This is a genomic window from Pseudaestuariivita rosea, from assembly GCF_017592335.1.
In the GTDB taxonomy this organism is placed as follows: Bacteria; Pseudomonadota; Alphaproteobacteria; order Rhodobacterales; family Rhodobacteraceae; genus Parasulfitobacter; species Parasulfitobacter rosea.
In genome coordinates this window covers 23,264-48,022 of sequence record NZ_JACNMP010000020.1, presented here as the reverse complement: position 1 = coordinate 48,022, position 24,759 = coordinate 23,264, and the positions used below count along the sequence as shown (strand labels likewise).

Below are 24,759 nucleotides of genomic sequence, written 5' to 3'. Positions count from 1 at the left end.
TGTACCCCGTGAAAAAACAGCCTTGATCACGCATATTAATGGCTTGCTACTCCTAGCCTATTTCCGTTCTCCGCTTCTACTGGAAATTGTGCCGTGACTTTTTTATTGTGCGTTGACGGTGAGCAAACCGACTCAAAGATAGTTTTCAAATCGAAAGCACTTCATAGATGGTATCTATATAGGAAATTTTTATGGCACTTTTAAAGCAAACGACACAAATCTACACAAAGCTTGGGGAATTTTTTGATAAGTTGCGCGAAGGCCAAGCGCCTTCAACATTTAACCGAACTTTTTTGAAAGACCTTGGTTTAACATCATCAAACTGGCATTCTACAATCGGCTTGATGAAGGGTCTCGGTTTCTTGTCAGCCGATGGGACACCAACAAATCAATACATGGACTTCCTCGACAAAACCCGCTGGAAGATCGTGTTGGGTGAAGCCGTCAGAGAAGCTTATAGTGATATTTTCGTTATGAAACGAGAGCCTTCACCTGCCGATCTCGACATGATCGTAGGTAAGTACAAAAGCACCTACAATATGTCAGATACATCAGCTGACAGGGCCGCGCGGACATTCTTGGCGCTCTATGAACTTTCAGACAAGCAATCGATTATAGGTGGAGGGGTTCAGGCACGCGAACCTGAACTGGAAGTTAAAAGACCTGATAAGTCCGCAACCAGCGCAGTAAAAGAAACGACAGACTCCGTTCAGCCGCAGATTCCAGTGATGCAACCAAATAGCATCGGGTTGAATTATAATATCCAAATTCATCTACCTGCTACCAAAGACATAGAAGTTTACAATGCTATCTTCAAATCCCTGCGGGAGCATATCATTGAGTAGCTCAGTCAGAGATTTCGTCTTTCGTGGATTACTTTTTGAGTCGGAGTCGGAGATTTTTAGGCAGGCAGGAATTAAGGTTGGAGCAGATATCGGCCAGACCGAAGAGAAGCTGCTGCTAGAAGCTCTAAGTCCATTTGGCGTGCAGCGAAGAAACGACGCACTCGAAATGGCTCGCTTGTACTCTGTTTTGCATGCGTTCGAGAATGAAGTGCGTTCTTTGATACGAGACACCCTGGATGAGAAAGTCAGCCCGGAATGGTGGGAAACAGACTCTGTTCCAAACAAGGTCAAGAGCATGGCCGAGTCTCGCCAAAAAACTGCTGAGAAAGATTCGTGGCTAGAAGGTGCCAAAGGCGATCGTCTGGAGTTTGTCGATTTTGGTGATTTAGCCTCGATCATCATCGAGAACTGGGCGCATTTCAAAGACACAATGCCAAGCCAGGCTTGGATTCGACAACGAATGACAGAACTGGAAAAAGCTCGTAATTTTGTTGCGCACAATCGCATGCTTCTACCGTCGGAATTCCAACGCATATACATGTATATCTCGGATTGGAACAAAGTGGTTGGCCTTTAAAGTGAGGCTTACAAAGCCAGAAAGCCGTAACTGGACACGTTGTCAGCCCCCAAACCACGGGGTATGGGTTTGAGTGGTTAAGTCAAGGGAGGGTATCAAAATCCAACTGGCTATTCGTCATGTGGCTTTAGCCATATTCCGTACTTCTTAGAGCACGCCAGACATCGGCTTTATAAGCTGCAGTAGCTTTGCGACGACGTCCAGGCGGCCATGCTTTCGCGTTTTTCCGCGCTGACAAATGGGCCCCAGTCGGCGGCGACGCCTCCGCGGCGGCCGTCTTCTTTGAATGCCACAGCGTTATCGCGCGTGACCGTTGTGGCCATGATGCGGATGGCGCAGCTTAGGTTTGCCTCACCATCCTGCAAAGCAAGGCCTGACTTGGCCCGGCACCCATACCCACGTGCCGTTGCGGGTGATATCTGAACCAAACCGAACCACTGCCCACCCCCGCCGACGGCCTGTGGGTTCCAGGTGCTTTCGTATTTTGCCAGGGCCGACAAAAGGCCAGTCCAGAATGCGCGACGTTCGGCGGCACTGGCCTCAGGATAAGCAGGACACCATGTAGCGATGTCGTTGGGTACCGTGTCTGTCAAAGCTGCACCATGGGATTCCAGCGCATCCATACTGGCCTGCGTCCAGTCCGGACCTTGTTCATGAAAATCCCATTGCATGACAGGCAGATAGGTCGAAGGTTCTTCGGATGTATCTGCACCGCACCCCATCGGAAGGGCCAGCAGTGTCAGACTAAAAACTGTTTTCAATGCACTCATGTCACCAGCTTTTAGAACTTGGCAGCATCATTCAAGCAATTTCTGCATCACATGGCTTTATCGGCAGGCTTGCCCCCTTTGTCTGGCTGTCTTAGAACGCACTGACAGACAAAGGACTCACAGCCATGCTTGATCTGACCTACGACACCCCGAAACCCAAAGTGATCGCTGGCGCGAAACATGATTGGGAACTGGTCATTGGGATGGAAGTCCACGCGCAGGTGTCCAGCAAGGCCAAGTTGTTTTCCGGCGCCTCGACCCAATTCGGGGCCGAGCCTAACTCAAACGTCGCCTTTGTGGACGCGGGCATGCCGGGCATGTTGCCGGTGATCAACGAAGGCTGCGTGGCGCTGGCCGTGAAGACCGGGCTGGGGCTAAAAGCGCAGATCAACCTGCGGTCGGCCTTTGACCGCAAGAACTATTTCTACCCCGATTTGCCACAGGGCTATCAGATTTCGCAGCTGTATCATCCCATTGTGGGCGAGGGCGAAGTTCTGGTCGAAATGGGCGACGGCACCGCGCGCATGGTACGGATCGAACGCATTCATCTGGAACAGGACGCTGGCAAATCCATCCACGACATGGACCCTGCGATGAGCTTTGTGGATCTGAACCGGACAGGCGTCGCACTGATGGAGATCGTCAGCCGCCCCGACATCCGCGGCCCCGAAGAAGCCGCCGCCTATATCGCCAAACTGCGCCAGATCCTGCGCTATCTGGGCACCTGTGATGGCAACATGCAGAACGGAAACCTGCGGGCGGATGTGAACGTATCGGTCTGTCGTCCGGGTCAGTATGAAAAGTATCAGGAAACGCAGGATTTTTCGCATTTGGGCACGCGGTGCGAGATCAAGAACATGAACTCAATGCGGTTTATCCAGCAGGCGATTGAGTATGAAGCTCGCCGCCAGATCACCATCCTTGAGAGCGGCGGCAGCATTGATCAGGAAACCCGCCTTTATGATCCTGACAAGGGCGAAACGCGGTCGATGCGATCCAAGGAAGAGGCGCATGATTATCGTTATTTCCCCGATCCCGATCTGCTACCGCTTGAGATCGAACAGGCCTGGGTCGATGAGATTGCCTCCGATATGCCCGAACTGCCGGATGAGAAGAAGGCGCGGTTTATCAGTGACTTCAGTCTGTCGGACTATGACGCCAGTGTGCTGACGGCCGAGGCTGAGAATGCCGCCTATTTTGAGGAGGTCGCCACCCACGGTGACGGCAAACTGGCCGCGAACTGGGTAATCAACGAACTGTTCGGGCGGCTGAAGAAAGAGGATCACGATATCACCGAAACCCCCGTCAGCCCCGCGCAATTGGGCGCGATTATTGAGCTGATTGCCAAGGGCGATATCTCGGGCAAGATCGCGAAGGACCTGTTTGAGATCGTTTATACCGAAGGGGGCGATCCTGCGCAGATCGTGGAAGAGCGCGGGATGAAACAGGTCACCGACACGAGCGCCATTGAGGCGGCGGTGGATCAGGTGATCGCGGACAACCCGGCTCAGGTCGAGAAGGCCAAGGAAAACCCGAAACTGGCGGGATGGTTCGTTGGTCAGGTGATGAAGGCGACGGGCGGCAAGGCCAACCCGAAGGCCGTAAATGAAATCGTTGCAAAAAAGCTGAACGGATAGCTGTTCAAGCTATCCGTAATGCGTCACCGGCGTTCCGGCTAAAGCTGACATATTCAGCAATCCACGCGCAGTGATCGACGGGGTTACGATATGCGCGCGGTTGCCCATACCCATCAGGATCGGGCCGACCTCAAGCCCGCCACCCTTCATCTTAAGTACGTTTCGCACGCCCGAGGCGGCATCTGCATTGGCAAAAATCACGACATTCGCCGCGCCTTCCATCCGGGCGTCGGGGAAAATCCGGTTGCGCAGTTCCGGGTCCAGGGCGCTGTCGATGTGCATTTCGCCTTCGTAGATAAAATCGCGCGGGGCTGCATCCAGAATTTCCAACGCCGCGCGCATTCGACGGCCCGTATCACAATCCAGATTGCCGAACTGAGAATGCGAACACAGCGCGATCTTCGGCGTAATTCCAAAACGGCGGACATGACGCGCTGCACCAACCGTGGCCTCGGCGATCTGTTCAGGCGATGGTTCGGGATGAACCTGCGTGTCGGCGATAAAAAGCGGGCCATCTTCCAGGATCATCAGGCTGAGCGCACCAACCGGGCGCATATCCCCGGTCGCCAAAACCTGTTCGACGTAATTCAGATGCCACAGATACTGGCCGAAAGTACCGCAGATCATGCTGTCGGCTTCGCCCATATGCACCATGACAGCGCCGATTGCGGTGGTGTTCGTCCGCATGATGGCGCGGGCCAGATCGGGGGTGACCCCACGGCGTGCCATCAGCGCATGATATGTGCCCCAATATTCGCGGTACCGCGGGTCATTCTCAGGATTCACGATCTGCATGTCTGCCGCACAAATGCTAAGCCCCAGACGCTGGCAGCGGGTTTCGATCACATCCGGGCGACCGATCAGAACGGGTATATCGGTGTGTTCCTCCATCATCGCCTGAGCAGCGCGAAGCACCCGTTCATCTTCGCCTTCGGCAAAAACGATGCGGCGGTTGGCGGTTGCAGCCGCCTCGAACACAGGGCGCATCAGCAGGGCTGACTTGAAAACCGACTGGTTCAGCTTGGCCTTATAGGCCTTCATATCCTCTAGCGGGCGCGTGGCCACGCCGGTTTCCATTGCGGCCTTGGCCACTGCACTGGCCACAACGCCCATCAGGCGGGGATCAAAGGGTTTGGGGATCAGGTAGTCCGGCCCAAAGGTCATCTGTTCACCCTGATAGGCCGCGGCGGCCTCGGCACTGGTGGTGGTGCGGGCAAGTTCGGCAAGACCTTCGATGCAGGCGATTTTCATCTCATCATTGATATCGGTCGCACCGACATCCAATGCACCGCGAAAGATAAACGGGAAACACAGCACGTTATTGACCTGATTGGGAAAATCGCTGCGCCCTGTCGCGATGATAGCGTTTGGAGCAACTTCCCGCGCCAGGTCAGGCATGATTTCAGGCGTCGGGTTGGCCAAAGCAAAGATGATAGGCTGCGCCGCCATCTTACCCACCATTTCGGGCGTCAGAACATTCGGGCCCGACAGTCCAAGAAACAAATCCGCACCTTCAATCACCTGATCCAGCGTGCGCAGATCGCTTTTCTGCGCATATTCGGCTTTCTGTGGGGTCATACTGCTATCTCGGCCCTCGTAGATCAGCCCATCGATATCGCACAGCCAAACGTTTTCGCGTCGCACCCCCAATTTCAACAGCATGTTCAGGCACGCAATGCCAGCAGCCCCACCACCCGTTGAGACGATCTTGATATCTTCGAATTTTTTATCGGCGACGCGCAGTGCATTACTGGCAGCGGCCCCCACCACAATAGCCGTTCCATGCTGATCATCATGGAAAACGGGGATATTCATCCGTTCGCGGCACAGCTTTTCCACGATAAAGCAATCAGGCGCTTTGATATCTTCCAGATTGATCGCGCCAAAAGTGGGTTCCAGCGCGCAGACAATATCGGCCAATCGTTCCGGATCAGTTTCGTTCAGTTCGATATCAAAACAATCAATATTGGCAAATTTCTTAAACAGAACCGCCTTGCCTTCCATCACAGGTTTTGACGCCAAACCGCCGATGTTGCCAAGACCTAAAACGGCGGACCCGTTCGAAACAACCGCAACAAGGTTACCGCGGGCGGTATACGTGGATGCGCTGGCGGGATTGGATTGGATTTCAAGACAGGCTTCGGCAACACCCGGTGAATAGGCACGTGCCAGGTCGCGACCATTCGCCAAAGGCTTTGTCGCACGGACCTCTAGTTTTCCAGGCTTTGGATATGCGTGATAGTCAAGTGCAGCCTGCCGCAGGCCATCATTCGCGCCGTCGTTCATACAAACAAATCCTTCATCCCCAGAATTTGTTTAACGTTAAACTATTTTTCACAGCTTTGAAAAGCCGATAGTTTGCAAGAGTTAAAACCGCTGGCTTTCGGCTATTTTTTCTTGCCCTTAGCTTCCAGCGCTTCGATGCGTGCCAAAAGGGCTGCGTTTTCTTCACGTGCCTTTTGTGCCATTGTACGAACGGCTTCGAATTCCTCGCGCGTGACGAAATCACGATCAGCCAGCCAACGGTCAACCATACCTTTAAAGGCCGTCTCGGCTTCGTCTTTGGCGCCTTGGGCCACGCCCATCGCATTCGTCATCAACTGAGAGATATCGTCAAAAATTTTATTACGGGTCTGCATCATTCGTCCCTTAAGCATCACATTGATTTTATATATGGGCTGCAAAAGGCGAAGTCACAAGGTTGACTTTATCGCATCGTCACAGCAGGAACGCATTTATGCTTGCAGCCATCCCATTCCCCGATATCTCGCCCGAGATCTTTTCGATTTCTATTGGCGGCTTCGACTTTGCCCTGCGGTGGTACGCTATGGCCTATATTGTCGGCATCATCATAGGTGTTACGCTGGTGATCCGCGCGACCAAGCAACCTGCTTTATGGCCCAACAATACCCCACCCCTGACGCGTCAGCAGATTGACGATCTTTTAATGTGGTTGGTTTTGGGGGTCATTCTAGGGGGGCGCCTGGGCTATGTGATTTTCTATAAGCCCATGGAGTATCTTCAGGATCCACTGGCGATCTTCATGGTATGGGAAGGCGGCATGGCCTTTCACGGCGGCTTTCTGGGCGTTATATTAGCAGCCTATATCTATTGTCGGCGCTATGACATTCCAAAGCTATCTGTAGGTGACGCCATTGCCTTGGCGACACCCCCTGGTTTGTTGTTGGGGCGCATTGCGAATTTCATCAATGCCGAGCTTTGGGGTAGGCCAACCGATCTGCCGTGGGGTGTGATTTTTCCTGGGCGAGCAGCGCAGAACTGCCCTGACATCGTCGGTCTATGCGCGCGGCACCCGTCGCAGCTTTATGAAGCATTGCTAGAGGGGCTGATTTTGGGTGCGGTTCTGATCTATCTGGTCTGGCGACGCGGTGCGCTTAGAACACCCGGCCTTGTCGGCGGTGTTTTTCTAATCGGATACGGTCTGGCCCGCTTTATGGTCGAATTTGTCCGGCAGCCTGATGCGCAGTTTGTCAGCGAAATCAATCCGATCGGCTTTTATGTGCATATTCAGGGGTATGGCCTGACGGCAGGTCAGCTTCTGTCGCTGCCCATGATCATCTTTGGCATCATCCTGATCCAATACGCCCGCCGGACCCGACAGCATGAGCCTGCGTGAGCTGCTGATCCAACAGATTGCCACATCTGGCCCCATGACGATTGCCGAATACATGCACCAGTGTTTGATGCATCCTCGTTATGGTTACTATGCGACGCGCGATCCCTTCGGTGCATCTGGCGATTTCATTACAGCGCCGGAAATCAGCCAGATGTTCGGCGAATTGGTTGGATTATCGCTGGCCCAGACATGGCTGGATCAAGGGGCGCCTGCGGAATTTCTTCTGGTTGAACTGGGTCCGGGTCGCGGCACCCTGATGAAGGACATCCTGCGTGCGACCAGACATGTTCCTGGCTTTTCCAACGCTCAGGTTCATTTGATCGAAACCTCAGCGGCATTGAAAGAGATACAAAAACAGACACTGGGACCTGTAATATGGCATGATAATCTGAATAGCTTGCCGGATTGCCCCGCTTATTTTGTGGCGAATGAATTTTTTGATGCCTTGCCGGTACATCAATTCGTGCGACGTGGTGCTGCGTGGGCGGAACGCTGCATTACTGTTAACGGGGATGATCTGGCATTTGCGCTGATGCCGCCGCGTCCTGTTCATGATCTGTCGCATCGGCTGGAAGACACAGCCGAAGATGATATCGTAGAATTCTGCCGCCCTGCACGTACTATCGCATGCCAGATCGGTGAACACATCGAAAATCACGGCGGTGCCGCGCTGATTTTTGATTATGGTGAATGGCGCAGTCTGGGCAACACTCTGCAGGCACTGAAATCCCATAACCCCATTAATCCGCTGGAAACACCCGGCCAGGCCGATCTGACCACGCATGTTGATTTTGAGATGCTTGCGCAGGCAGCCCCTTGCGCCCACACAAGGCTAACACCCCAGGGCGTCTTTCTGGAACGTTTGGGCATCACCGAACGTGCGCAGATTCTGGCCCGTCAGCTTGATGGTCCGGCGCTGAAGACGCATGTCGCTGCACATCGTCGCTTGACGCACCCCGAAGAAATGGGAACGCTATTCAAAACGATGGGATTCTATTCAACATCGCAAAAACCACCACCTGGGCTTGAGGGATGACACTGGAAATTCTGACCTCTGACGAACTGGACGGCGTGCGTCACGGGTTCTTTACCCGTCGTGGCGGGGCGTCATCGGGTGTTTTCAGTGGCCTGAATTGCGGCATGGGCAGTTCAGACCAGGCCGAGGTTGTCGCAATCAATCGCGCCCGTGTCGCAGCAGCGATGAACGTCGGCCAAGATGATCTGCTGACCGTACATCAGGTACATTCGTCTGACGTGGTCGTCATCGAAGACGCACGCGATGCGCATACACAGGCTGATGCCATGGTGACGAGGGTTCCCGGTTTGGGGCTTGGGGTCTTGGCCGCAGATTGCCAACCGGTTCTGTTTGCTGATCGCCACAATAGCATTATCGGTGCAGCACATGCCGGCTGGAAAGGGGCCCTTGGCGGCGTGCTTGAAGCGACGATAGATGCGATGGTCCGTACCGGGGCCATGCGTGAAAATATCAGAGCCGTGATTGGCCCATCCATCAGTCAGCGTGTTTATGAGGTCGGGCCAGAGTTTCTTGATCAGTTCATTGCAGAAGATACAGATAACAGCCGATTTTTTGCCAATGGTTATGGGGATCGATACCATTTTGACTTGCCGGGTTTTGGACTACACCGTCTGCGCCGGGCCGGTATTGCATCGGCCAGTTGGACCGGACACTGTACCTATTCCGATCCTAAGCGCTTTTACAGCTACAGACGCAGCGTGCATCAGAAAGAAGTCGACTACGGTCGTCTTATTTCGGCCATCCGTCTCTGAATCTGGCGTGATGATGTCAATTTTGGTCTAATTCTTGCCAGACTTCAGATTATTGCCGCTTTAAACACGTTGTTTTTAACACTGTCGGCCTTTCTACCATAAATGCATAGGTAATTAAAAATTGGCGATAATCGTCATGCTTCTGACAAAACCACGCCGCAAAAGATCTTCATCATAGTATTAACCAAGTAATAAGGGTCGCTCGGCATGATGCATTATGAAGTGATAGAAGGTCGTGAAATGACAGTTTCTGAAAACACGTGGGTCCAATCCATTCTTGATGCAACCGATAGGGAAAATTTTCAAATGCCGTGGGCCCGTGGATCGCGCAGAAAAGCGATGTTTCAGCGGCTGAAAGAAGATGCTCATATCGCTGGTGAATAACGGTACGTTCATTCTAATAAATTAGAATTTTTATACTTCAAAGACAAAGGCTTGCTTTCACGATTAATTCTTGTGCAATTTAATCTGGCGATATCGCCTTGTTAGCAAGGCATTTTCCTAACCCCAAAAAAATGTGATCCCAAAAGACGGTTTTCTGTCAGGAAATAATTGACAGCACCACGATCAATCGGCAAATTTACGCCTACTTAGTTGGTGTTTGTTTCTTAGGGCCGAATCAGCCGTTGAAAGTCCGTTTTCTCCAGAATGGGCATTCCATGATCAAGAATGATCCTGCCCTTGGCCCGGTAAATTATTCGTCGCTCGTTCAGTTTAGGCGACCTCGGTGCAAGCTAGCCTCATTGCACAATAGAGGTCGCCTTTCTGATCAAAGGTCGCATATCCACGTATCGACACAATTCTACGTGCCGCTTACGGGCAGAATTTCTGTCTTGAACGGGCGCATGTTCCAACAGAATTATTTATAAGAACAACAAACCAGGCTACTACAAACAAAATTCACATGAACAACACTGTCCAGATCAGAGTCACACACCCAACACCAGAGCAATTTGTTATCAATTTCTAAATAAATTAAATTTTCCGGAATTCAGGGCAACGTAACTGACCTGACATCACTTGAACGGCGGTACCATTGACATAGACACACTGCAATTTGTCTGATTGGATCACTGCGCGCGTCCCGATGTCACTGGGACGACCCATTTCGATGCCTTGGCGGATCGTGAAGCTGTTTTCGCCAGTCTTCAACAAACCCGCCCGCAGCAATTGATCTGCTAAAATAGCCGCGGCTGATCCGGTGGCGGGGTCTTCGGGAATGCCTGCCGTAGGTGACAGCATGCGGGCGCGGATCTGGTTTTGCCCCTGCAACACATAAAAATAGCCACTGTCGACGACGGCGACGTTCATCATTTGCGACCACGCGGGCTGAGAGGCGTGAACCTGCGCCAAGGCATCAATATCCACGACCGGAATATACAGAAAACTGGGGCCGCCCTGCCCCAACCCCGGCTTTAGACGATCCGTCACAATCTGTTCGGGTCGCAATCCGGTTGCCGCGCAGATCAGATCGATATCTCAGGCACCTGCCCCTGGTCCGGCTGAAAGGGTAAAACGGGGGCCAAGAACTCAGCGCGCACCTGACCGGCCTTGCGTGTGACCTGAACGGGGACGAGGCCCGCCTGTTCCTCAAGCACGAGTGGCACGTCGAAATCACCCGTCGGATGATCCAGTGTCGCCAGGTAAATCGCGCAGCCAATGGTGGGATGCCCGGCAAAGGGGATTTCGGCTGTTGGAAAGAATATACGAACCTGGGCGCGGTGCGATGGGTCTGTGGGTGTCTGAACAAAGATCGTCTCAGACAGATTGAATTCCCGCGCGATGGTCTGCATCTGTGCGCAGGTCAGATCATCGGCGCCCAACACAATGGCCAAGGGATTACCTGCAAAGCGCGTGTCGGTGAAAACGTCGTAGGTGACGAACTCAAGCCGCTCAGGCAAGCATGCCACCGTCGCTGTCGTCGCCTGCTTCATCCAGCAGCATGTTCATATCAGGAATGGTCACAGCACGTTTGCCTTCCAGATGGATCACGCCATCCTTTTTCAATGCGCTGATCTGGCGACTGACGGTTTCCAGGGTCAGCCCCAGATAATCTGCCATCGCTTCGCGTGTCAGCGGCAGGTCAAAGGACAAACTGTTGTTCGTTACCGCCTGATCCAAAGCCGCCGTACGCTGAGCAATAATTGCCAGCAGGCTTGCGATTTTTTCGCGCGCGGTTTTGCGGCCCAACAGCAGCATCCATTCGCGGGCCGCATCCAGTTCATCCAGCGTCATCTGCAACAGACGTTCCGCGATATGCGGCGTCGTTATCATCAGCTGTTCAAAGGGGCGGCGGCGAAAACAGCACATCACCAGATTGGTGGTGGCCACAACATCGTAAGCTGCATGCTCGCGTCCGGGGCGGCCGACAAAATCGGAGGGCAACAAAAGACCCACCATCTGGCGGCGTCCGTCTTCCATCGTTTGGGTCAGCGAAGCAATGCCGGTCACAACCGAGGCCACGAACTCCATCTTGTCACCTTGCCAAATGACGGTCTGGCCGGCCTCAAAACTGCGATAATATTTGATTTCTTCCAGCAGCTTAAGCTCATCCTGCTCACACCGGGCGCAGACGGCACGGTGACGGATCGGACAGTCCGAACAGTCCTGAGAGGTTGGCTTAAGATCCTGCATATTTTCTCCGCCCTTGATATTTTGATCTGTATCAAAGCACCGTGTGACCACACTATCCTAAACCTATGCGCATGAGCACCATGACGCAACTCCGACAGCTTGGCCTTTTTGATGCAAAAGTGCCCCGCTACACCAGTTATCCCACGGCACCACATTTTTCTGACGCCGTAGGGCCAGCGGAATATGCTGATTGGATCGCTGATATTCCGCCGAATTCTGACATATCGCTTTATGTGCATGTGCCATTTTGTCGCCGTCTGTGCTGGTTCTGCGCCTGCCGCACACAAGGCACAAAATCGGATGCCCCCGTACAGGCTTATGTCGACACGCTGCTGTCCGAACTTGATTTGCTGAAACAGCGACTGCCACAGGGTACAAAGTTGGCGCGGCTGCATTGGGGTGGGGGTACGCCCACTTTGCTTCCGCCCGCACTGATGGAAAAGCTGGCCGGTGCGATTTTTGCGACCGCTCCTTTGGCGGCCAGCTATGAATTTTCCGTGGAAATTGACCCGAATGAGATCGACGACACCCGTATCAGCACCCTTGCCAATCTGGGCATGAACCGTGCCTCGATCGGAATTCAGGACTTTGACGAAGATATCCAGAAAACCATCGGTCGCCAGCAATCCTATGACATTACGAAAAAGGCCGCGGACGCGTTGCGCGACGTTGGCATCCATTCTCTGAACGCAGATATCCTTTATGGCCTGCCCCATCAAAGCCGCGAAAAAATCGCCGATAGCGTTCAAATGCTGCTGAGCCTGTCGCCGGATCGTGTGGCGCTTTATGGCTATGCGCATGTGCCCTGGATGGCCCGACGTCAGGGGATGATCCCGTCCGATGCGCTTCCCACGCCCGAGGAACGTCTGCAACTGTTTGAAACCGCGCAACAGCTTTTCGCCTGGGACAGTTATGTGGATATCGGTATCGACCATTTTGCCAAACATGATGATGGTCTGGCCGTGGCGCAACGTGCAGGCCAGCTGCGGCGCAATTTTCAGGGCTACACCGACGATACATCACAGGTGCTGATCGGTGTCGGGGCCTCGGCCATTTCGCGTTTTCCGCAAGGCTATGCGCAGAACCAGCCTGCCACGTCGAAATACACCGGCGCACTGCGGGATGGGCAATTTGCGACCAGCCGGGGCCATGCGATGACACCACAAGATGCCCTGCACAGCCGCATCATCGAAGCCCTGATGTGCGATTTCAAGGTTAGCACGAACGAACTTCTAAGCGATTATCAGGTCAGTGTGAAAGAGCTGGGCGCGCTTTATCAGAAGGCATTAAGTGCCTTTCCCGGCATGGTCGCCGTGACCAAAAACGGGCTTGAAATCCCGGTCAAAGGGCGGCCACTGACGCGAATGATCGCGCGCTGTTTCGATGCCTATGCGCTGGACCAAGCGGGACATTCGCACGCGATCTGACCGGATTATTCGCCGTAGGGTACCCAGATGTTCTTCACCTCGGTTGCCGCATCCAGAAACGTGCGGGCGTCGTTCGCCCACCAGTCCCGTGCCATGCCATGATTGACCCATGTACGTTTCAGGTTCAGTGTGGCGGATTTTTCGACCACGCCGCTGATGTCTGACGATGAAAAGCTCCAAACAGCGTCAACATCCATATGCGACGCCATGGGCTCGGCCAGTTCAGCATGCGACCCGGTCAGAATGTTCACGACACCACCCGGCACGTCGGATGTCTCTAACACCTGAATGAAATCCGTGGCCGCCAGAGGGAACGGCTCTGACGCTACCAGAGCCACGCGGTTGCCCATCGCGATGGCGGGCGCCATGACTGACACCAAGCCAAGCAGCGGTGCCTCATCCGGACAAAACGCACCTATCACACCGACGGGTTCTTTCATGGCCAGCGCGACACCGCGGATTGGCACATTATGGATTTGCCCGTCGTATTTATCGGCCCAGGCGGCATAGGTGAACAGACTGTCAATGGCCTGTCCGACCTCATCCTGCCCCGACTTTCCGCCCTGCATTTCGTTCAGCCGTGCGGCGAATTCATCGGCGCGGGCCGACAGGTTTTCGGCGATATAATACAGGATCTGCGCGCGCAGGTGCCCGGTGGTGGTGGACCATGACTTGGCGGCATGGGCTGCCTCGACCGCGTTGCGGACATCCTTGCGATTGGCGATGGAGACATGCCCCAGCAGCGCGCCTTTTGGTCCCCAGACCCGGCGGGAATAGCCCCCATCCGGCCGCGCCTGTTTGCCGCCGATATATAGCTTGGCGGTGCGGTCTATAGGGTCAAACGGGCCCTCATCACCTGCAAAAGCCGCAATGGGTTTCAGGGCCTTGGGCTTGGTTTTGGATTTTGTGTAGGCGCTCAGCCCCTCCCACCCGCCTTCGCGACCAAAGCCGCTTTCGCGCACCCCGCCGAAACCCACAGCCGCGTCGAAAAGGTTCGTGACGTTAACCCAGACGATCCCCGCTTTCAACTTGGGCGCCATATCCAGCGCCAGGTTCACGTTTTCCGTCCAGACCGTCGCGGCCAGCCCATAGCGGGAATTATTTGAAATCTCGACGGCCTCACCCGGTGTGCGGAAGGTCGTGGCACACAGGACGGGGCCAAAGATTTCGTCCTGCATCAAGTTTGAGGCGGGCGAGAGCCCCGTGATCAGTGTGGGCGGATAAAAGCAGCCTTTTTCAGGGACTTGGCCCGCTTGGAATATCTCACCTTCGTCATTGGCTGCGACTTTGGCGCGGATGCTGTCCAGTTGAACGGGGTCCACGACCGCGCCGACGTCGATACATTTGTCCAGCGGATCACCAATGCGAAGGTTTTCCATCCGGGCGCGCAGCTTGTCATAAAAGCGATCGGCGATGCCTTCCTGCACCAACAGACGACTGCCCGCGCAGCAGACCTCGCCCTGATTGAACCAGATGGCGTCGACCAACCCCTCAACAGCACTATCCAGATCGGCGTCGTCAAAAACGATGTAAGGGGATTTGCCCCCCAGTTCCAACGTCAAAGCCTTGCCCGTGCCTGCGGTCGCTTCGCGAATGCGGCGACCCACGGCGGTTGAGCCGGTGAAGGCGATCTTGTCGACGTCCGCCTGTACGATCATTTCGCCCACCGCGCCGTCGCCGGTGACGATGTTCACGACGCCCTTGGGTACACCCGCCTGACGGCAGATATCGGCAAACAAAATCGCGGTCAGGGATGTGTATTCGGCGGGTTTCAGGACGACCGTGTTGCCCATGGCCAGCGCCGGCGCGATCTTCCACGCCAGCATCAGCAGGGGGAAATTCCACGGGATAATCTGCCCGCAGACACCCAAGGCCTGACGGTCAGGCAGCTCGGTGTCCATCAGTTGCGCCATGCCCGCGTGATAGTAGAAATGCCGTTGGGCCAGTGGGATGTCGATATCGCGGCTTTCGCGGATGGGTTTGCCATTGTCCAGCGTCTCCAGCACCGCGAAAAGCCGGGCGTGTTTTTGCAGCAGCCGGGCCAGAGCATAAAGCACCCGTGCGCGGGCGTGGCCGCCCGATTTTTCCCATTTGGGTTGGGCCTTGCGGGCGGAGGTGACGGCGGCATCGACATCGTTTGCCATGGCCTGTGTCAGCTTGGCCAGCGTTTCGCAAGTGGCCGGGTTTTTGGCTGCGAATGTTTTGCCGGGTTTGGTGAAGGTGCCGTCGATGAAGTGCCCGAACTTACCATCAAAGCCCTTGATCCACTCTAACGCCTCCGCCGCGCTTTCGGGGGCTGGGCCATAGTCCATGGTGTCGAATTTTTCTTTTATGGTCATGAGTATATCCAGATGCCATAGGATTGAGGGCTGCGACCGTCCGCGGGTGGGCGTGAAGCGCCCGCCCATGGGGGGCGGTCGGGCGCTGCCCGGTGGTGCCCACCGGGCGATATGTTGGTATTAGTTATCATCACCCCATCCCATGCCGCCACGCGGCCGAATAGGCGCCTGTCACGTGGTGTTCTAACTGCCGTTCGATATCGCCCAACAGACTGGACGCGCCAAAGCGGAACAGGTCGGGCTGCAGCCAGCGGTCGCCCAGTTCTTCTTTGATCATCGCCAGATAGACCAGCGCATCTTTGGCCTTGTTGATGCCGCCCGCGGGTTTGTAGCCCACGCGCAGCCCGGTGCATTGATAATAGTCGCGGATCGCGCGGATCATCACCAGAGTCACAGGCAGTGTCGCATTGACCGGCTCTTTCCCGGTGGACGTTTTGATAAAATCCGCCCCGGCCATCATACAGATCAGCGACGCGCGGGCGACGTTGCGCAGCGTGCCTAACTCTCCGGTCGCCAGGATCGCTTTGACATGGGCGTCACCGCAGGCCTCACGAAAAGCGCGCATTTCGTCGTAAAGCGCCTGCCAGTTCTGGGTCAGGACATGGCGACGGGAAATGACGATGTCGATCTCGTCCGCGCCTGCCTTGACGCTTTCGCGGATTTCCTCGACCCGCAAATGGAAGGGCGACAGGCCCGCGGGGAACCCGGTTGAGACAGCGGCGACGGGGATGCCCGACCCCTGCAACGCCTGCACGGCGGTCGGGACCATATCGTGATAGACGCAAACCGCACCCACGGTCAGGGGTGGCATATCCAGCGCGGCCAGCAGATCGGACCGGACCGGGTGGCGCGCCTTTGCACATAAACGACGGACGCGACCGGGCGTGTCGTCCCCCGCAAGCGTCGTCAGATCGATGCAGGTGATTGCCTTCAAAAGCCAAGCCGCCTGATAGTCTTTCTTCACCGACCGGCGTCCGGGCAGGGTCACGGCGCGGCGTTCGATGGCGGATGTATTGGCCTGCGCCCCGCGCACCCAATCCAGATCCAGCGCCATACCGTCGTTGCGGCGTTCAACAGCAAGCGGCAGTTGAGTTGTGGCTGTTTTGTTCATTGCGCCCTCCCCCATAAAATCTGTCACGGGGGCGCGGCAAGTACAAGCCTTGATGGCGCGCGGCAAAGGGCGTAGATCAGCAGGACGCACCATAGGACTCTGCATATGACCTTCGACCGATCAGTCAAAATTGCCCCATCGATTCTGTCAGCCGATTTCGCCAATTTCGGCGCCGAGTGTGAGGCAATCGAGGCGCAAGGCGCCGATTGGGTGCATGTTGACGTGATGGACGGGCATTTTGTGCCGAATATCACCTTTGGTCCAGCGACCTGCGCGGCGATCCGTCCGCATATCAAGGGTGTTATGGACGTGCACCTGATGATCGCACCCGTCGATCCCTACATCGAGGCCTTTGCCACGGCGGGGGCGGATATCATCACGGCCCATGTTGAGGCCGGCCCGCATATTCACCGCACCGTGCAGGCGATCCGCGGCGCGGGGGCCAAGGCGGGTGTGGCACTGAACCCCGGCACGCCTGCAGAGAGTGTCGAGTATCTGCTGGACATGGTCGATTTGATTTGCGTGATGACGGTGAACCCCGGTTTTGGCGGGCAGAAGTTTATCCAGTCTCAGGTCGAAAAGGTACGTAAGCTGCGCGCGATGATCGGGGATCGGCCGGTTCACATCGAAATTGATGGCGGCGTGACCGCTGACACTGCACCGAGGGTGGTTGCTGCGGGGGCCGATGTTCTGGTCGCGGGATCAGCCGTGTTCAAAGGCGGGTCGGTCAGCAATCCTGCACCTTACGGAGATAACATCCGCGCCATTCGTCAGGCCGCTGCGGCGCTGGCAGCTGAATAGAGTGATAGCCGCGGCTTAGAATGTCTTTCCAGACGTTAAATACTCTGCCCTAAGTTTTTCGCCCGGTGGGCACCACCGGGCAGCGCCCGACCGCCCCCCCACGGGCGGGCGCTTCGCACCCACCCGCCGGTCTGTCGCTGCCCTCGTATTTGCAGCAGCAGGTTTCAGATTTTCAGTGCAAAGTTCTAGATTTCGACGGCCGCCTGTTCCGCAATCGCACCCAGTTCCGGCTGACCTTCGGGACCGATCACGACGTAATCAGCACCATTTGCTGTCCAGCTGACGAAATCGAAGCCGTTGATCGTGCGTTCGCGGAAGGCCAGGGTACCTTCGGCGTCGCTACTGCTGCGCTGCAGGCACAGGGCGATCACCGTTCCATCCGCTTGCCGATACATCAGCTGCGCGACGGGTTTGCCATTAGCCACCAATAGCCGCCCGCCCTGAAACGTCAGACCGAATTCAGCCAGATCGGGGATCATAAAACTGGCACCGACCGTATTGCCCAGCCAGGTTTCGATATGGTCGGACTCATCCGCGCCGACCTCAACCAGATGGCGGCCCTGGCTGGCGTAGACGGCGTGATAATCGGCGATGTCCTGTAACCAACTGGCCACCTGAACAGGTTGTTCGGTCTGGCCCTTGAACCAGTATCCACCAGCGCTGCCCAAGGCGAACATGATCAGACTGGCGGCCAGAGCCCCCCAGATCGGGCGTGTATTCATATTCGAAGAGGCAGGTTTTTCCTGCAACGGGGTCGCCTTGATCATCTGCGCCAGTTCAAAGGGAACCGGATCGTTCAGCTGATCCTCAAACTGCTCCTGTGCCATCGCATCAGCCCCGATCAGCGCATCCAATTCGGCCTGAACGGCAGGATCGGACGCCAGCTGTGCCTCAAGCGCTTCGGCTTCGGCCGGGCCCAACTCGCCATCCAGATAGGCACTTAATTTTTGCGACAGGTCAGTCATTGCGCCACATATCCTTCCTCTGACAGACTGGATATAAGCAGTTTTCGGGCCCGGTGAATGCGACTCATGACCGTTCCGATTGGTATATCAAGCAATTCAGATGTTTCGCGGTAACTGTAGCCCTCGGCACAGACCAGCATCAGCGGCTGCGCCAGTTCAGGGTCCAGATTATCGACCTTGCCGCGGATTTGCTGGGCGGTCAGCATGTCATCGGCAGTGCCGTGCGATTGCAGTTCGGTCGCCTCTTCGGCAGGCACCTGGCCCTGCCCCTGACGGGTTTTGCGTTTGCGGACCTCACTGATCCAAAGATTGCGAACAATGCGAAACATCCAACGATCCATAGGCTGGGCAGGATCATACTGCTGCCAGCGCTGAAGAGCGATTGTACAGGCTTCCTGCAACAGATCGTCTGCGTCCGGGCCGGACCGTGTCAGACTTAGCGCAAAACGGCGCAACCGCGGTAAAAGACCGATCATCTGGGTCTTGAACTGATCAGGTGTCATCGCCACCGCATTGATTTGTTTCGGGCCCGTCTTTGCAGCTATGGCTGCAGTCCCGACATCATGGCGAGTCTTGACGTCGGGTTCAATGCCATGCGGGTCAGTTTTCGGCAGTTTGACACCTGAGGGGTTGGTGGTGCCCATCCATGATGCAGATGGGCACCCAGCCTGACAGATCAACGGGCGATGTGCCAAACGCCGCCAACGCCGTCACCTGTTGTGTCGCCAGGCTGACGGTCGCCAACCCAGAGGTAAAGCGGGGCGCCATTCTTGGCCCACTGACGCGTGCCGTCGCGGCGTTCGACCACCGTAAAGCCTTTGCCTGGGGCCGAGGCACCGCGTTCAACCAGATAGGGTGGCCAGCTTTCAGCACAGCTGTCATAGCAGTTCGATGTGCCTGCCTGATCGCGGTCAAATGTATAAAGTGTCATTCCGTTTGCGTCGGTCAGGACGCTGTGCCCGGCAACGGGGGTCACGTCGTTCGACCCATACCCATATCCGTCTGCATAGGCCTGGTCGCATCCGGCGACGATTAAACCCAAGGTGATTGCGGCGATCAGTTTCATGTCCAAAGCTCCTACTTTTATGTGGGTGAGCAACCATCTTTGCTGCTCTTGCCATGACTACGCCTGGGGCTTTGGGTTTATTCTGGGGATTTTGTATTTCTTCTGAAAAATCTTTTAAGTATTTGTTTTTGTTAATTAAATAAAATAGATAACTCTGAAATAACTATAATTCCTGCAGTTTAGCCCACCCAATGAACAACATCAGGAGGGCCTTTACGTAGCTATTCTTCGGCCTTGGCGACGTTCGTTTTCACCGCCAGGTAACTGTCAGGCGTGACCGAGATTGTGTCTATGCCAGCATCCACCAGCAGCCGCGCGAATTCGGGATCGTTGCTGGGCGCCTGACCGCACAGACCGATTTTACGCCCCGCGGTTTTGGCCTTCGAAATCGCCGTTTCGATCATCCATAAAACAGCCGGATCGCGTTCGCTGAACAGATCGGCCAGAGATTCCGCATCGCGGTCAATGCCAAGGGTCAGTTGGGTCAGATCGTTAGAGCCGATCGAAAACCCGTCAAACCGTTCGGCAAAAGCCTCGGCATTGATCACATTCGACGGGATTTCGCACATGACATAGACCTGCAGGCCATTTTCGCCCCGCGTCAGACCCTGATCCGCCATGACCTGCAGAACGCGGTCGGCTTCCTCGACCGTGCGGCAGAAGGGGATCATGACGACGACATTGTCAAAACCCATTTGTTCGCGCAGCCGTTTGATGGCGCGGCATTCCAGGGCAAATCCGTCGCGATATCCGTCAGAATAATACCGCGATGCGCCGCGAAACCCGATCATCGGATTTTCTTCCTTGGGTTCGAACATCTGACCGCCCAGAAGTTCAGCATATTCGTTTGTCTTGAAATCGCTCATCCGGATGATAGTCGGGTTGGGGTACCAGACGGCAGCGATCCGCGACAGGCCCATGGCCAACTTGTCGACAAAGTATTCAGACTTGTCGTCGTACCCCTGGGTCAGCTTGTCGATGGTCGCTTTGTCTTCTTCCGACGTCAGCTGATCGTACCGTGTCAGGGCCAGCGGGTGCACTTTGACGTCGTTGTTTACCACAAACTCCATCCGCGCCAATCCAACGCCATCGGCGGGCAGGCGCCACCAGCGGGCTGCGGCAGACGGATTGGCGATGTTCAGCATCACCTTGGTCTTCGTTTCGGGCACGTGATCAAGGTGAATTTCCTCGACCGAGACCTCGGCTTTTCCGGCATAGATAATGCCCTCTTCCCCCTCGGCGCAGGATACTGTGACCATCTGGTGGTCGTGCAAAACATGCGTGGCATTACCTGTGCCCACGACCGCTGGCACACCCAGTTCACGGCTGACGATGGCCGCGTGGGACGTGCGCCCGCCGTGGTCTGTGACAATCGCCGCGGCGCGTTTCATGATCGGCACCCAATCAGGGTCCGTGGTTGAGGTGACCAGCACCGCGCCATCAATAAACCGGTCAATGTCGGCCGCGCTTTCGATGATGCAGACCTCGCCCGTCGCAACGGCACCGCCGACGCTGAGACCTGACAGCAGCTTTTCGCCGCGATCCCCAAGGGTATAGGTTTTCATCGCCCCGGTTTCGGCGCGGGATTGCACGGTTTCGGGACGTGCCTGCACGATATAAAGGCGGTTGTCTTCGCCATCGCGGGCCCATTCCATGTCCATCGGGCAGCCATAGTGGGCCTCAATTTCCACCGCGGCGCGGGCCAGTTCCAGAATTTCGGGATCGGATAGAACGAAACTGCCGCGCTCGGCCTTGGACGTCGGGACATTACGTGTGGCCATGTCACCGTCGCGGCCATAGATCATCTTTATTTCTTTGGCGCCCAATGACTTATGCACAATCGGCACCAGATCATCGCGGTCGAGGAAGGGTTTATAGACCTGATATTCATCGGGACTGACGGCGCCTTGCACAACGTTTTCACCCAGGCCCCAGGCGGCGTTGATCAGGACAGTTTTTTCAAAGCCGCTTTCGGTGTCGATTGAAAACATCACACCCGATCCGGCGATATCGGACCGGACCATCAGCTGAATGCCGATCGACAGGGCGACCTCCATATGGTCGAAGCCATTGATTCCACGATAAGTTATCGCCCGGTCGGTGAAAAGCGAGGCATAGCAACGTCGGCAGGCGGTCATCAGGGCATCTTCGCCCACAATGTTCAGAAAGGTTTCCTGTTGACCCGCAAAGCTGGCATCGGGCAGGTCTTCGGCAGTGGCCGAGGACCGAACGGCGACTGACGGATCCTTGCGGCCCAGTCGTTCGCCCAACTCGCGGTAGGCGGCGCGGATATCGTTTTCGATGTCTCGCGGCCAGATGCCGTTGACAATGGTTTCGCGGATGGCGCGGCCAGCGGCGGCCAGCGTTTTACGACCCGAGGCCAACTGGCCCAGTTCATCCCGCAAAATCTGACCAAAATCATTGGCTTGCATATATTGGCGGTAGGCGTGTGAGGTGGTTGCAAACCCGGGCGGCACCCGGATACGGCCTGCGTCAAGCGATTGCACCATTTCGCCCAGCGACGCGTTCTTGCCGCCAACAAGCGCCACATCTTCGCGCTTTAGGTGTTCAAGCCAGATCAGGTTCTGCGTTTCAATCTTGTCTTGCTGTCCCATGAGAATCCCCCTCTAATCAGTCCTTGTTGAACCCTAGGTTGCGCTATCCTTCGGGGCGTTGACACAAATCAAGGTCGGCAGACCGCCGGTGCATTAATCATTTAAAACAAGGGATTGGAGTTATAAAAAGGGATTCCCATGGCCGTCGACCTAGCAGATATCCGTGATCGTCTGGAAAAAGCCGAACAACATGATGCAACCAACCTGCCTGATGCCGTTGCGTTCATGATGCAGAACCGTGTGGGCGATGGTTCAGACGGTCCGATCACGGTGGATCATGTCAAATCATCCGATGCGGTTTTGCACCTGATCGACGATGTTGTGCCCGGCTGGACCATTTGGATCACAGGCAAGGCGACCGAGCCGAACGGGCAGTGGCGATGCACTTTGCGGCAGTCGTCGTCGCAGGACAATGACGAGTTTATCGGAAGCGGCCGCGGCAAGGTTTTATCCCATGCACTGCTTTCGGCGTTGCTGGCTACCATCGATTATCTGTCCAGCCGCCAATAGGCCGATTTTTCCAGTAAAAGCAGGGCTTTCATCGGTTAGAGCATTTTGCGCCGCAACGTCACGAAAGTTAACGGCCCGTTCGATCGGAATTTTGCTTAAAAATAGATGTGCAAATTGCACATTTTCGGTGCTTTTGGCCCCTCGGCGAACCGCGTTTGTGACAATTCGTACGTTTTGTACGCAGGTTTTGTACGAACTGAAAACGGTGTTTGTACGATTCTTCCGTTGCGGACGGGTGCGTCAAGGCGGACGGTTTGGGTAGAGTTACTTCATAAACAATCGATGTTAACCTTTTCGAGCCGCTACTAACGGTTTTTTAACCTTGTCGCGTGGGCATCTCGATAACGGCGTCCTTAAAGCCCGAAACGCTTTGTCCAATCATCCCGCCCGGTGGGCACCACCGGGCAGCGCCCGACCCGCCCCCCAGGGCGGGCGCTTTTAGCACCCACCCTCGGGCCGGTCGCTGCCCTGCTTTCGTAGTATCCACAACGCAGATTTCCAAAACCGCACTCTAGCTGAAAATCCCGGTCACGCGGCCCAACAGCATAAAGGCCACCGCGGTTCGGGTCGTCGTGAACCGGTCGATTTCGGCGTCTGAGGCATCAGGTTCGAAACTGTTGAGCATCTTGTCGAACAGGCGCAGGAAGTGGTGTGCCGCGTCGCGGAAGATCGCGTCGTCGCGCATGCGTTGGGCAGCCAGGGCCAGAGACGACCGGTCATGCACGCCGCCCAGGGCCGACATCATCGGGCCGCGTTCGCCCTGCGCAAAACGGCGCCAAAGGTCGGGCCGCGCGCGGTCATAGGACAGGTCATCCATATAGATGCCTTCCTGACTAAGCAGGGTCAGCATATCCTGCGCGGATTGCACCAGCTTTTTGCTGCCGGGATGTTTCATAGCACGGCGCAGCGAGGCAAAGCCCACAGCATCATCGGTTGTTTCGGGGAAATGAAGCGCGCGGATCAGATCCTCGGTCGGCAGGGGCGCGATGTCGTGGTTTTGATGCCCGTCGAAGGCCAGACTGGACTGCGCCGGTTCTTCGCCATTGTGGGCACGGGCCGACGAAAAGGCGACGGGGTCTTCCGGCGCAGCTGCCGGTTCATTGGCTTTGGCAATCGCGGCGATGGGTTGGGCGGCAGGTTTGACGACCATGCCGCCGCTTTGTTGCTGTTTGATGTAGTTCTGGCGCATGCCGTCCATCATCTGGCGCATCAGTTCGCTTTCTTCGCGGACGATCCGCAAGGACCGCGCGGCCGATGCCGCCACCCAGATCATCGCAATCGGCAACAGAACTGACAGCACGATCATCAGAACGCCCAAGACGCCCAAGACGCTGGTATCGGGTTTGAGCGCGATGAAAAAGATGGTCGAGGCCACCAGCCAAACAGCACTCAGCGCACCTGCGATCACCTCGGTCGAGGTGATCAGCTTGGGCTTGGGTGGGTCCGTCAGGATAAGTGGCGTTTTATCCGAATGCGCCATGGCAGCCTTTAATCACGTCAAGAATACGCGACGCTTACCACTTCATAGGCGCGGTCACCACCGGGTGTGCGGACTTCGATGCTATCGCCCTCATCCTTGCCGATCAGGGCACGTGCGAGCGGCGATTTTATGTTCAAAAGACCCTTTTCGATGTCGGCTTCGGGTTCGCCGACGATCTGATAGGTCTTTTCTTCTTCGGTGTCTTCGTCCACCAGCGTCACGGTCGCACCGAATTTGATGGGACCGGACATCTTCGACGGATCGATCACGTCTGCACGGCCCAGGATGGATTCAAGCTCTTTTACGCGGCCTTCGATAAAGCTCTGTTTTTCGCGGGCGGCGTGGTATTCGGCGTTTTCGGACAAATCACCATGTTCACGTGCCTCGGCGATGGCCTTGATCACAGCCGGGCGTTCGACCGTTTTCAGGCGCTTCAATTCTTCATCAAGGCGGGTGTGGCCCGCACGGGTCAAAGGTATCTTTTCCATGGGCTGACTTCTGTGGCTACTCGAATTAAAACGATAACTCGCATCTTTATGATCAGTTCAGACAAACGC

At 55.7% G+C, this 24,759-nt stretch carries 24 protein-coding genes; 10 read left to right on the top strand and 14 right to left on the bottom strand.

What is annotated here, in order from left to right:
- Positions 1-191 precede the first annotated feature (191 nt).
- Positions 192-845, top strand: a complete 654-nt coding sequence (locus H7848_RS13530; RefSeq protein ID WP_208352431.1) for a DUF5343 domain-containing protein — start codon at positions 192-194, stop codon at positions 843-845.
- Positions 838-1,422, top strand: a complete 585-nt coding sequence (locus H7848_RS13525; RefSeq protein ID WP_208352428.1) for a Swt1 family HEPN domain-containing protein — start codon at positions 838-840, stop codon at positions 1,420-1,422. The genes H7848_RS13530 and H7848_RS13525 overlap by 8 nt, the downstream gene beginning before the upstream one ends.
- 170 nt (positions 1,423-1,592) lie before the next feature.
- Here the strand turns inward: H7848_RS13525 and H7848_RS13520 are convergent, their stop codons facing one another.
- Positions 1,593-2,192 (bottom strand): transglycosylase SLT domain-containing protein, encoded by a 600-nt coding sequence (locus H7848_RS13520; RefSeq protein WP_208352426.1) that lies wholly within the window; start codon positions 2,190-2,192, stop codon positions 1,593-1,595.
- A 125-nt stretch (positions 2,193-2,317) separates the two neighbouring features.
- Here H7848_RS13520 and gatB point away from each other — a divergent pair, with 125 nt between their 5' ends.
- Entirely contained in the window at positions 2,318-3,829 is a 1,512-nt protein-coding gene (gene gatB / locus H7848_RS13515; RefSeq protein WP_208352421.1) for an Asp-tRNA(Asn)/Glu-tRNA(Gln) amidotransferase subunit GatB, read from the top strand.
- Positions 3,830-3,838: 9 nt separating this feature from the next.
- On the opposite strand, the gene H7848_RS13510 is transcribed toward gatB, so the two are convergent.
- Together H7848_RS13510 and H7848_RS13505 are read right to left on the bottom strand one after the other, a co-directional pair.
- A complete protein-coding gene (locus H7848_RS13510) occupies positions 3,839-6,115 on the bottom strand; it encodes an NADP-dependent malic enzyme (RefSeq protein WP_208352419.1) in 2,277 nt (758 codons plus the stop codon).
- A gap of 101 nt (positions 6,116-6,216) precedes the next feature.
- A complete protein-coding gene (locus H7848_RS13505) occupies positions 6,217-6,468 on the bottom strand; it encodes an accessory factor UbiK family protein (RefSeq protein WP_208352416.1) in 252 nt (83 codons plus the stop codon).
- A gap of 98 nt (positions 6,469-6,566) precedes the next feature.
- On the opposite strand from H7848_RS13505, the gene lgt reads away from it, so the two are divergent.
- The 4 genes from lgt (at position 6,567) to H7848_RS13485 (ending at position 9,638) form a co-directional block, all read left to right on the top strand.
- A complete protein-coding gene (lgt, locus tag H7848_RS13500) occupies positions 6,567-7,466 on the top strand; it encodes a prolipoprotein diacylglyceryl transferase (RefSeq protein WP_208352413.1) in 900 nt (299 codons plus the stop codon).
- Positions 7,453-8,502, top strand: a complete 1,050-nt coding sequence (locus H7848_RS13495) for a class I SAM-dependent methyltransferase (RefSeq protein ID WP_208352410.1) — start codon at positions 7,453-7,455, stop codon at positions 8,500-8,502. The genes lgt and H7848_RS13495 overlap by 14 nt, the downstream gene beginning before the upstream one ends.
- A complete protein-coding gene (gene pgeF, locus H7848_RS13490) occupies positions 8,499-9,254 on the top strand; it encodes a peptidoglycan editing factor PgeF (protein WP_208352406.1) in 756 nt (251 codons plus the stop codon). Before H7848_RS13495 ends, pgeF begins: the two co-directional genes overlap by 4 nt.
- Before the next feature lie 207 nt (positions 9,255-9,461).
- A complete protein-coding gene (locus H7848_RS13485) occupies positions 9,462-9,638 on the top strand; it encodes a hypothetical protein (protein ID WP_208352404.1) in 177 nt (58 codons plus the stop codon).
- A 591-nt stretch (positions 9,639-10,229) separates the two neighbouring features.
- Here the strand turns inward: H7848_RS13485 and H7848_RS20215 are convergent.
- From H7848_RS20215 to fnrL, 3 genes are read right to left on the bottom strand one after another with little or no spacing between them, the layout of a single operon-like run.
- Entirely contained in the window at positions 10,230-10,703 is a 474-nt protein-coding gene (locus tag H7848_RS20215) for a PhzF family phenazine biosynthesis protein (protein ID WP_272874408.1), read from the bottom strand.
- A gap of 17 nt (positions 10,704-10,720) precedes the next feature.
- Positions 10,721-11,164: a PhzF family phenazine biosynthesis protein gene (locus tag H7848_RS20210; RefSeq protein WP_336512100.1), complete on the bottom strand. Its 444-nt coding sequence runs from the start codon at positions 11,162-11,164 to the stop codon at positions 10,721-10,723.
- Entirely contained in the window at positions 11,148-11,888 is a 741-nt protein-coding gene (fnrL, locus tag H7848_RS13475) for a transcriptional regulator FnrL (RefSeq protein ID WP_208352402.1), read from the bottom strand. Before fnrL ends, H7848_RS20210 begins: the two co-directional genes overlap by 17 nt.
- Positions 11,889-11,959: 71 nt before the next feature.
- On the opposite strand from fnrL, the gene hemN reads away from it, so the two are divergent.
- The gene (hemN, locus tag H7848_RS13470; protein ID WP_208352401.1) at positions 11,960-13,315 is read left to right on the top strand and encodes an oxygen-independent coproporphyrinogen III oxidase; all 1,356 of its coding nucleotides are present in this window, start codon (positions 11,960-11,962) and stop codon (positions 13,313-13,315) included.
- Positions 13,316-13,320: 5 nt separating this feature from the next.
- Here the strand turns inward: hemN and H7848_RS13465 are convergent, their stop codons facing one another.
- Both H7848_RS13465 and deoC read right to left on the bottom strand, forming a co-directional pair.
- Positions 13,321-15,654 (bottom strand): aldehyde dehydrogenase family protein, encoded by a 2,334-nt coding sequence (locus tag H7848_RS13465; protein ID WP_208352399.1) that lies wholly within the window; start codon positions 15,652-15,654, stop codon positions 13,321-13,323.
- Between the two features lie 130 nt (positions 15,655-15,784).
- Positions 15,785-16,765, bottom strand: a complete 981-nt coding sequence (gene deoC, locus H7848_RS13460) for a deoxyribose-phosphate aldolase (protein WP_208352396.1) — start codon at positions 16,763-16,765, stop codon at positions 15,785-15,787.
- A 105-nt stretch (positions 16,766-16,870) separates the two neighbouring features.
- Between deoC and rpe the strand changes: the two genes are divergently transcribed.
- Complete coding sequence (rpe, locus tag H7848_RS13455; protein WP_208352393.1) at positions 16,871-17,566, top strand: ribulose-phosphate 3-epimerase; 696 nt, start codon at positions 16,871-16,873, stop codon at positions 17,564-17,566.
- Between the two features lie 185 nt (positions 17,567-17,751).
- Here the strand turns inward: rpe and H7848_RS13450 are convergent, their stop codons facing one another.
- The 4 genes from H7848_RS13450 to ppsA all read right to left on the bottom strand — a co-directional run bounded on the left by H7848_RS13450 (position 17,752) and on the right by ppsA (position 22,212).
- Positions 17,752-18,531 (bottom strand): anti-sigma factor family protein, encoded by a 780-nt coding sequence (locus H7848_RS13450; RefSeq protein WP_208352391.1) that lies wholly within the window; start codon positions 18,529-18,531, stop codon positions 17,752-17,754.
- The gene (locus H7848_RS13445; RefSeq protein ID WP_237072743.1) at positions 18,528-19,175 is read right to left on the bottom strand and encodes an RNA polymerase sigma factor; all 648 of its coding nucleotides are present in this window, start codon (positions 19,173-19,175) and stop codon (positions 18,528-18,530) included. The genes H7848_RS13450 and H7848_RS13445 overlap by 4 nt, the downstream gene beginning before the upstream one ends.
- Positions 19,176-19,207: 32 nt before the next feature.
- Positions 19,208-19,597, bottom strand: coding sequence for a COG4315 family predicted lipoprotein (locus H7848_RS13440; RefSeq protein ID WP_208352389.1), 390 nt, complete (start codon positions 19,595-19,597; stop codon positions 19,208-19,210).
- 221 nt (positions 19,598-19,818) lie between these two features.
- Positions 19,819-22,212: a phosphoenolpyruvate synthase gene (ppsA, locus tag H7848_RS13435; protein WP_208352388.1), complete on the bottom strand. Its 2,394-nt coding sequence runs from the start codon at positions 22,210-22,212 to the stop codon at positions 19,819-19,821.
- Between the two features lie 138 nt (positions 22,213-22,350).
- Here ppsA and H7848_RS13430 point away from each other — a divergent pair, with 138 nt between their 5' ends.
- Complete coding sequence (locus H7848_RS13430; RefSeq protein ID WP_208352387.1) at positions 22,351-22,722, top strand: hypothetical protein; 372 nt, start codon at positions 22,351-22,353, stop codon at positions 22,720-22,722.
- Between the two features lie 511 nt (positions 22,723-23,233).
- Here the strand turns inward: H7848_RS13430 and H7848_RS13425 are convergent.
- Positions 23,234-24,202, bottom strand: coding sequence for a hypothetical protein (locus H7848_RS13425; RefSeq protein ID WP_208352385.1), 969 nt, complete (start codon positions 24,200-24,202; stop codon positions 23,234-23,236).
- A gap of 17 nt (positions 24,203-24,219) precedes the next feature.
- Positions 24,220-24,690 carry a transcription elongation factor GreA gene (gene greA / locus H7848_RS13420; RefSeq protein ID WP_208352383.1) on the bottom strand — a complete coding sequence of 157 codons (471 nt, stop codon included), beginning with the start codon at positions 24,688-24,690 and terminating at the stop codon, positions 24,220-24,222.
- Between the last annotated feature and the right edge of the window lie 69 nt (positions 24,691-24,759).

Bases quoted from the DNA above. Each gene is read 5' to 3' on its own strand.
- H7848_RS13530 (WP_208352431.1), top strand. From the start codon at position 192: ATGGCACTTTTAAAGCAAACGACACAAATCTACACAAAGCTTGGGGAA.
- H7848_RS13520 (WP_208352426.1), bottom strand. From the start codon at position 2,192: ATGAGTGCATTGAAAACAGTTTTTAGTCTGACACTGCTGGCCCTTCCG.
- gatB (WP_208352421.1), top strand. From the start codon at position 2,318: ATGCTTGATCTGACCTACGACACCCCGAAACCCAAAGTGATCGCTGGC.
- H7848_RS13510 (WP_208352419.1), bottom strand. From the start codon at position 6,115: ATGAACGACGGCGCGAATGATGGCCTGCGGCAGGCTGCACTTGACTAT.
- H7848_RS13505 (WP_208352416.1), bottom strand. From the start codon at position 6,468: ATGCAGACCCGTAATAAAATTTTTGACGATATCTCTCAGTTGATGACG.
- lgt (WP_208352413.1), top strand. From the start codon at position 6,567: ATGCTTGCAGCCATCCCATTCCCCGATATCTCGCCCGAGATCTTTTCG.
- H7848_RS13495 (WP_208352410.1), top strand. From the start codon at position 7,453: ATGAGCCTGCGTGAGCTGCTGATCCAACAGATTGCCACATCTGGCCCC.
- pgeF (WP_208352406.1), top strand. From the start codon at position 8,499: ATGACACTGGAAATTCTGACCTCTGACGAACTGGACGGCGTGCGTCAC.
- H7848_RS13485 (WP_208352404.1), top strand. From the start codon at position 9,462: ATGATGCATTATGAAGTGATAGAAGGTCGTGAAATGACAGTTTCTGAA.
- fnrL (WP_208352402.1), bottom strand. From the start codon at position 11,888: ATGCAGGATCTTAAGCCAACCTCTCAGGACTGTTCGGACTGTCCGATC.
- hemN (WP_208352401.1), top strand. From the start codon at position 11,960: ATGAGCACCATGACGCAACTCCGACAGCTTGGCCTTTTTGATGCAAAA.
- H7848_RS13465 (WP_208352399.1), bottom strand. From the start codon at position 15,654: ATGACCATAAAAGAAAAATTCGACACCATGGACTATGGCCCAGCCCCC.
- deoC (WP_208352396.1), bottom strand. From the start codon at position 16,765: ATGAACAAAACAGCCACAACTCAACTGCCGCTTGCTGTTGAACGCCGC.
- rpe (WP_208352393.1), top strand. From the start codon at position 16,871: ATGACCTTCGACCGATCAGTCAAAATTGCCCCATCGATTCTGTCAGCC.
- H7848_RS13450 (WP_208352391.1), bottom strand. From the start codon at position 18,531: ATGACTGACCTGTCGCAAAAATTAAGTGCCTATCTGGATGGCGAGTTG.
- H7848_RS13445 (WP_237072743.1), bottom strand. From the start codon at position 19,175: ATGGGCACCACCAACCCCTCAGGTGTCAAACTGCCGAAAACTGACCCG.
- H7848_RS13440 (WP_208352389.1), bottom strand. From the start codon at position 19,597: ATGAAACTGATCGCCGCAATCACCTTGGGTTTAATCGTCGCCGGATGC.
- ppsA (WP_208352388.1), bottom strand. From the start codon at position 22,212: ATGGGACAGCAAGACAAGATTGAAACGCAGAACCTGATCTGGCTTGAA.
- H7848_RS13430 (WP_208352387.1), top strand. From the start codon at position 22,351: ATGGCCGTCGACCTAGCAGATATCCGTGATCGTCTGGAAAAAGCCGAA.
- H7848_RS13425 (WP_208352385.1), bottom strand. From the start codon at position 24,202: ATGGCGCATTCGGATAAAACGCCACTTATCCTGACGGACCCACCCAAG.
- greA (WP_208352383.1), bottom strand. From the start codon at position 24,690: ATGGAAAAGATACCTTTGACCCGTGCGGGCCACACCCGCCTTGATGAA.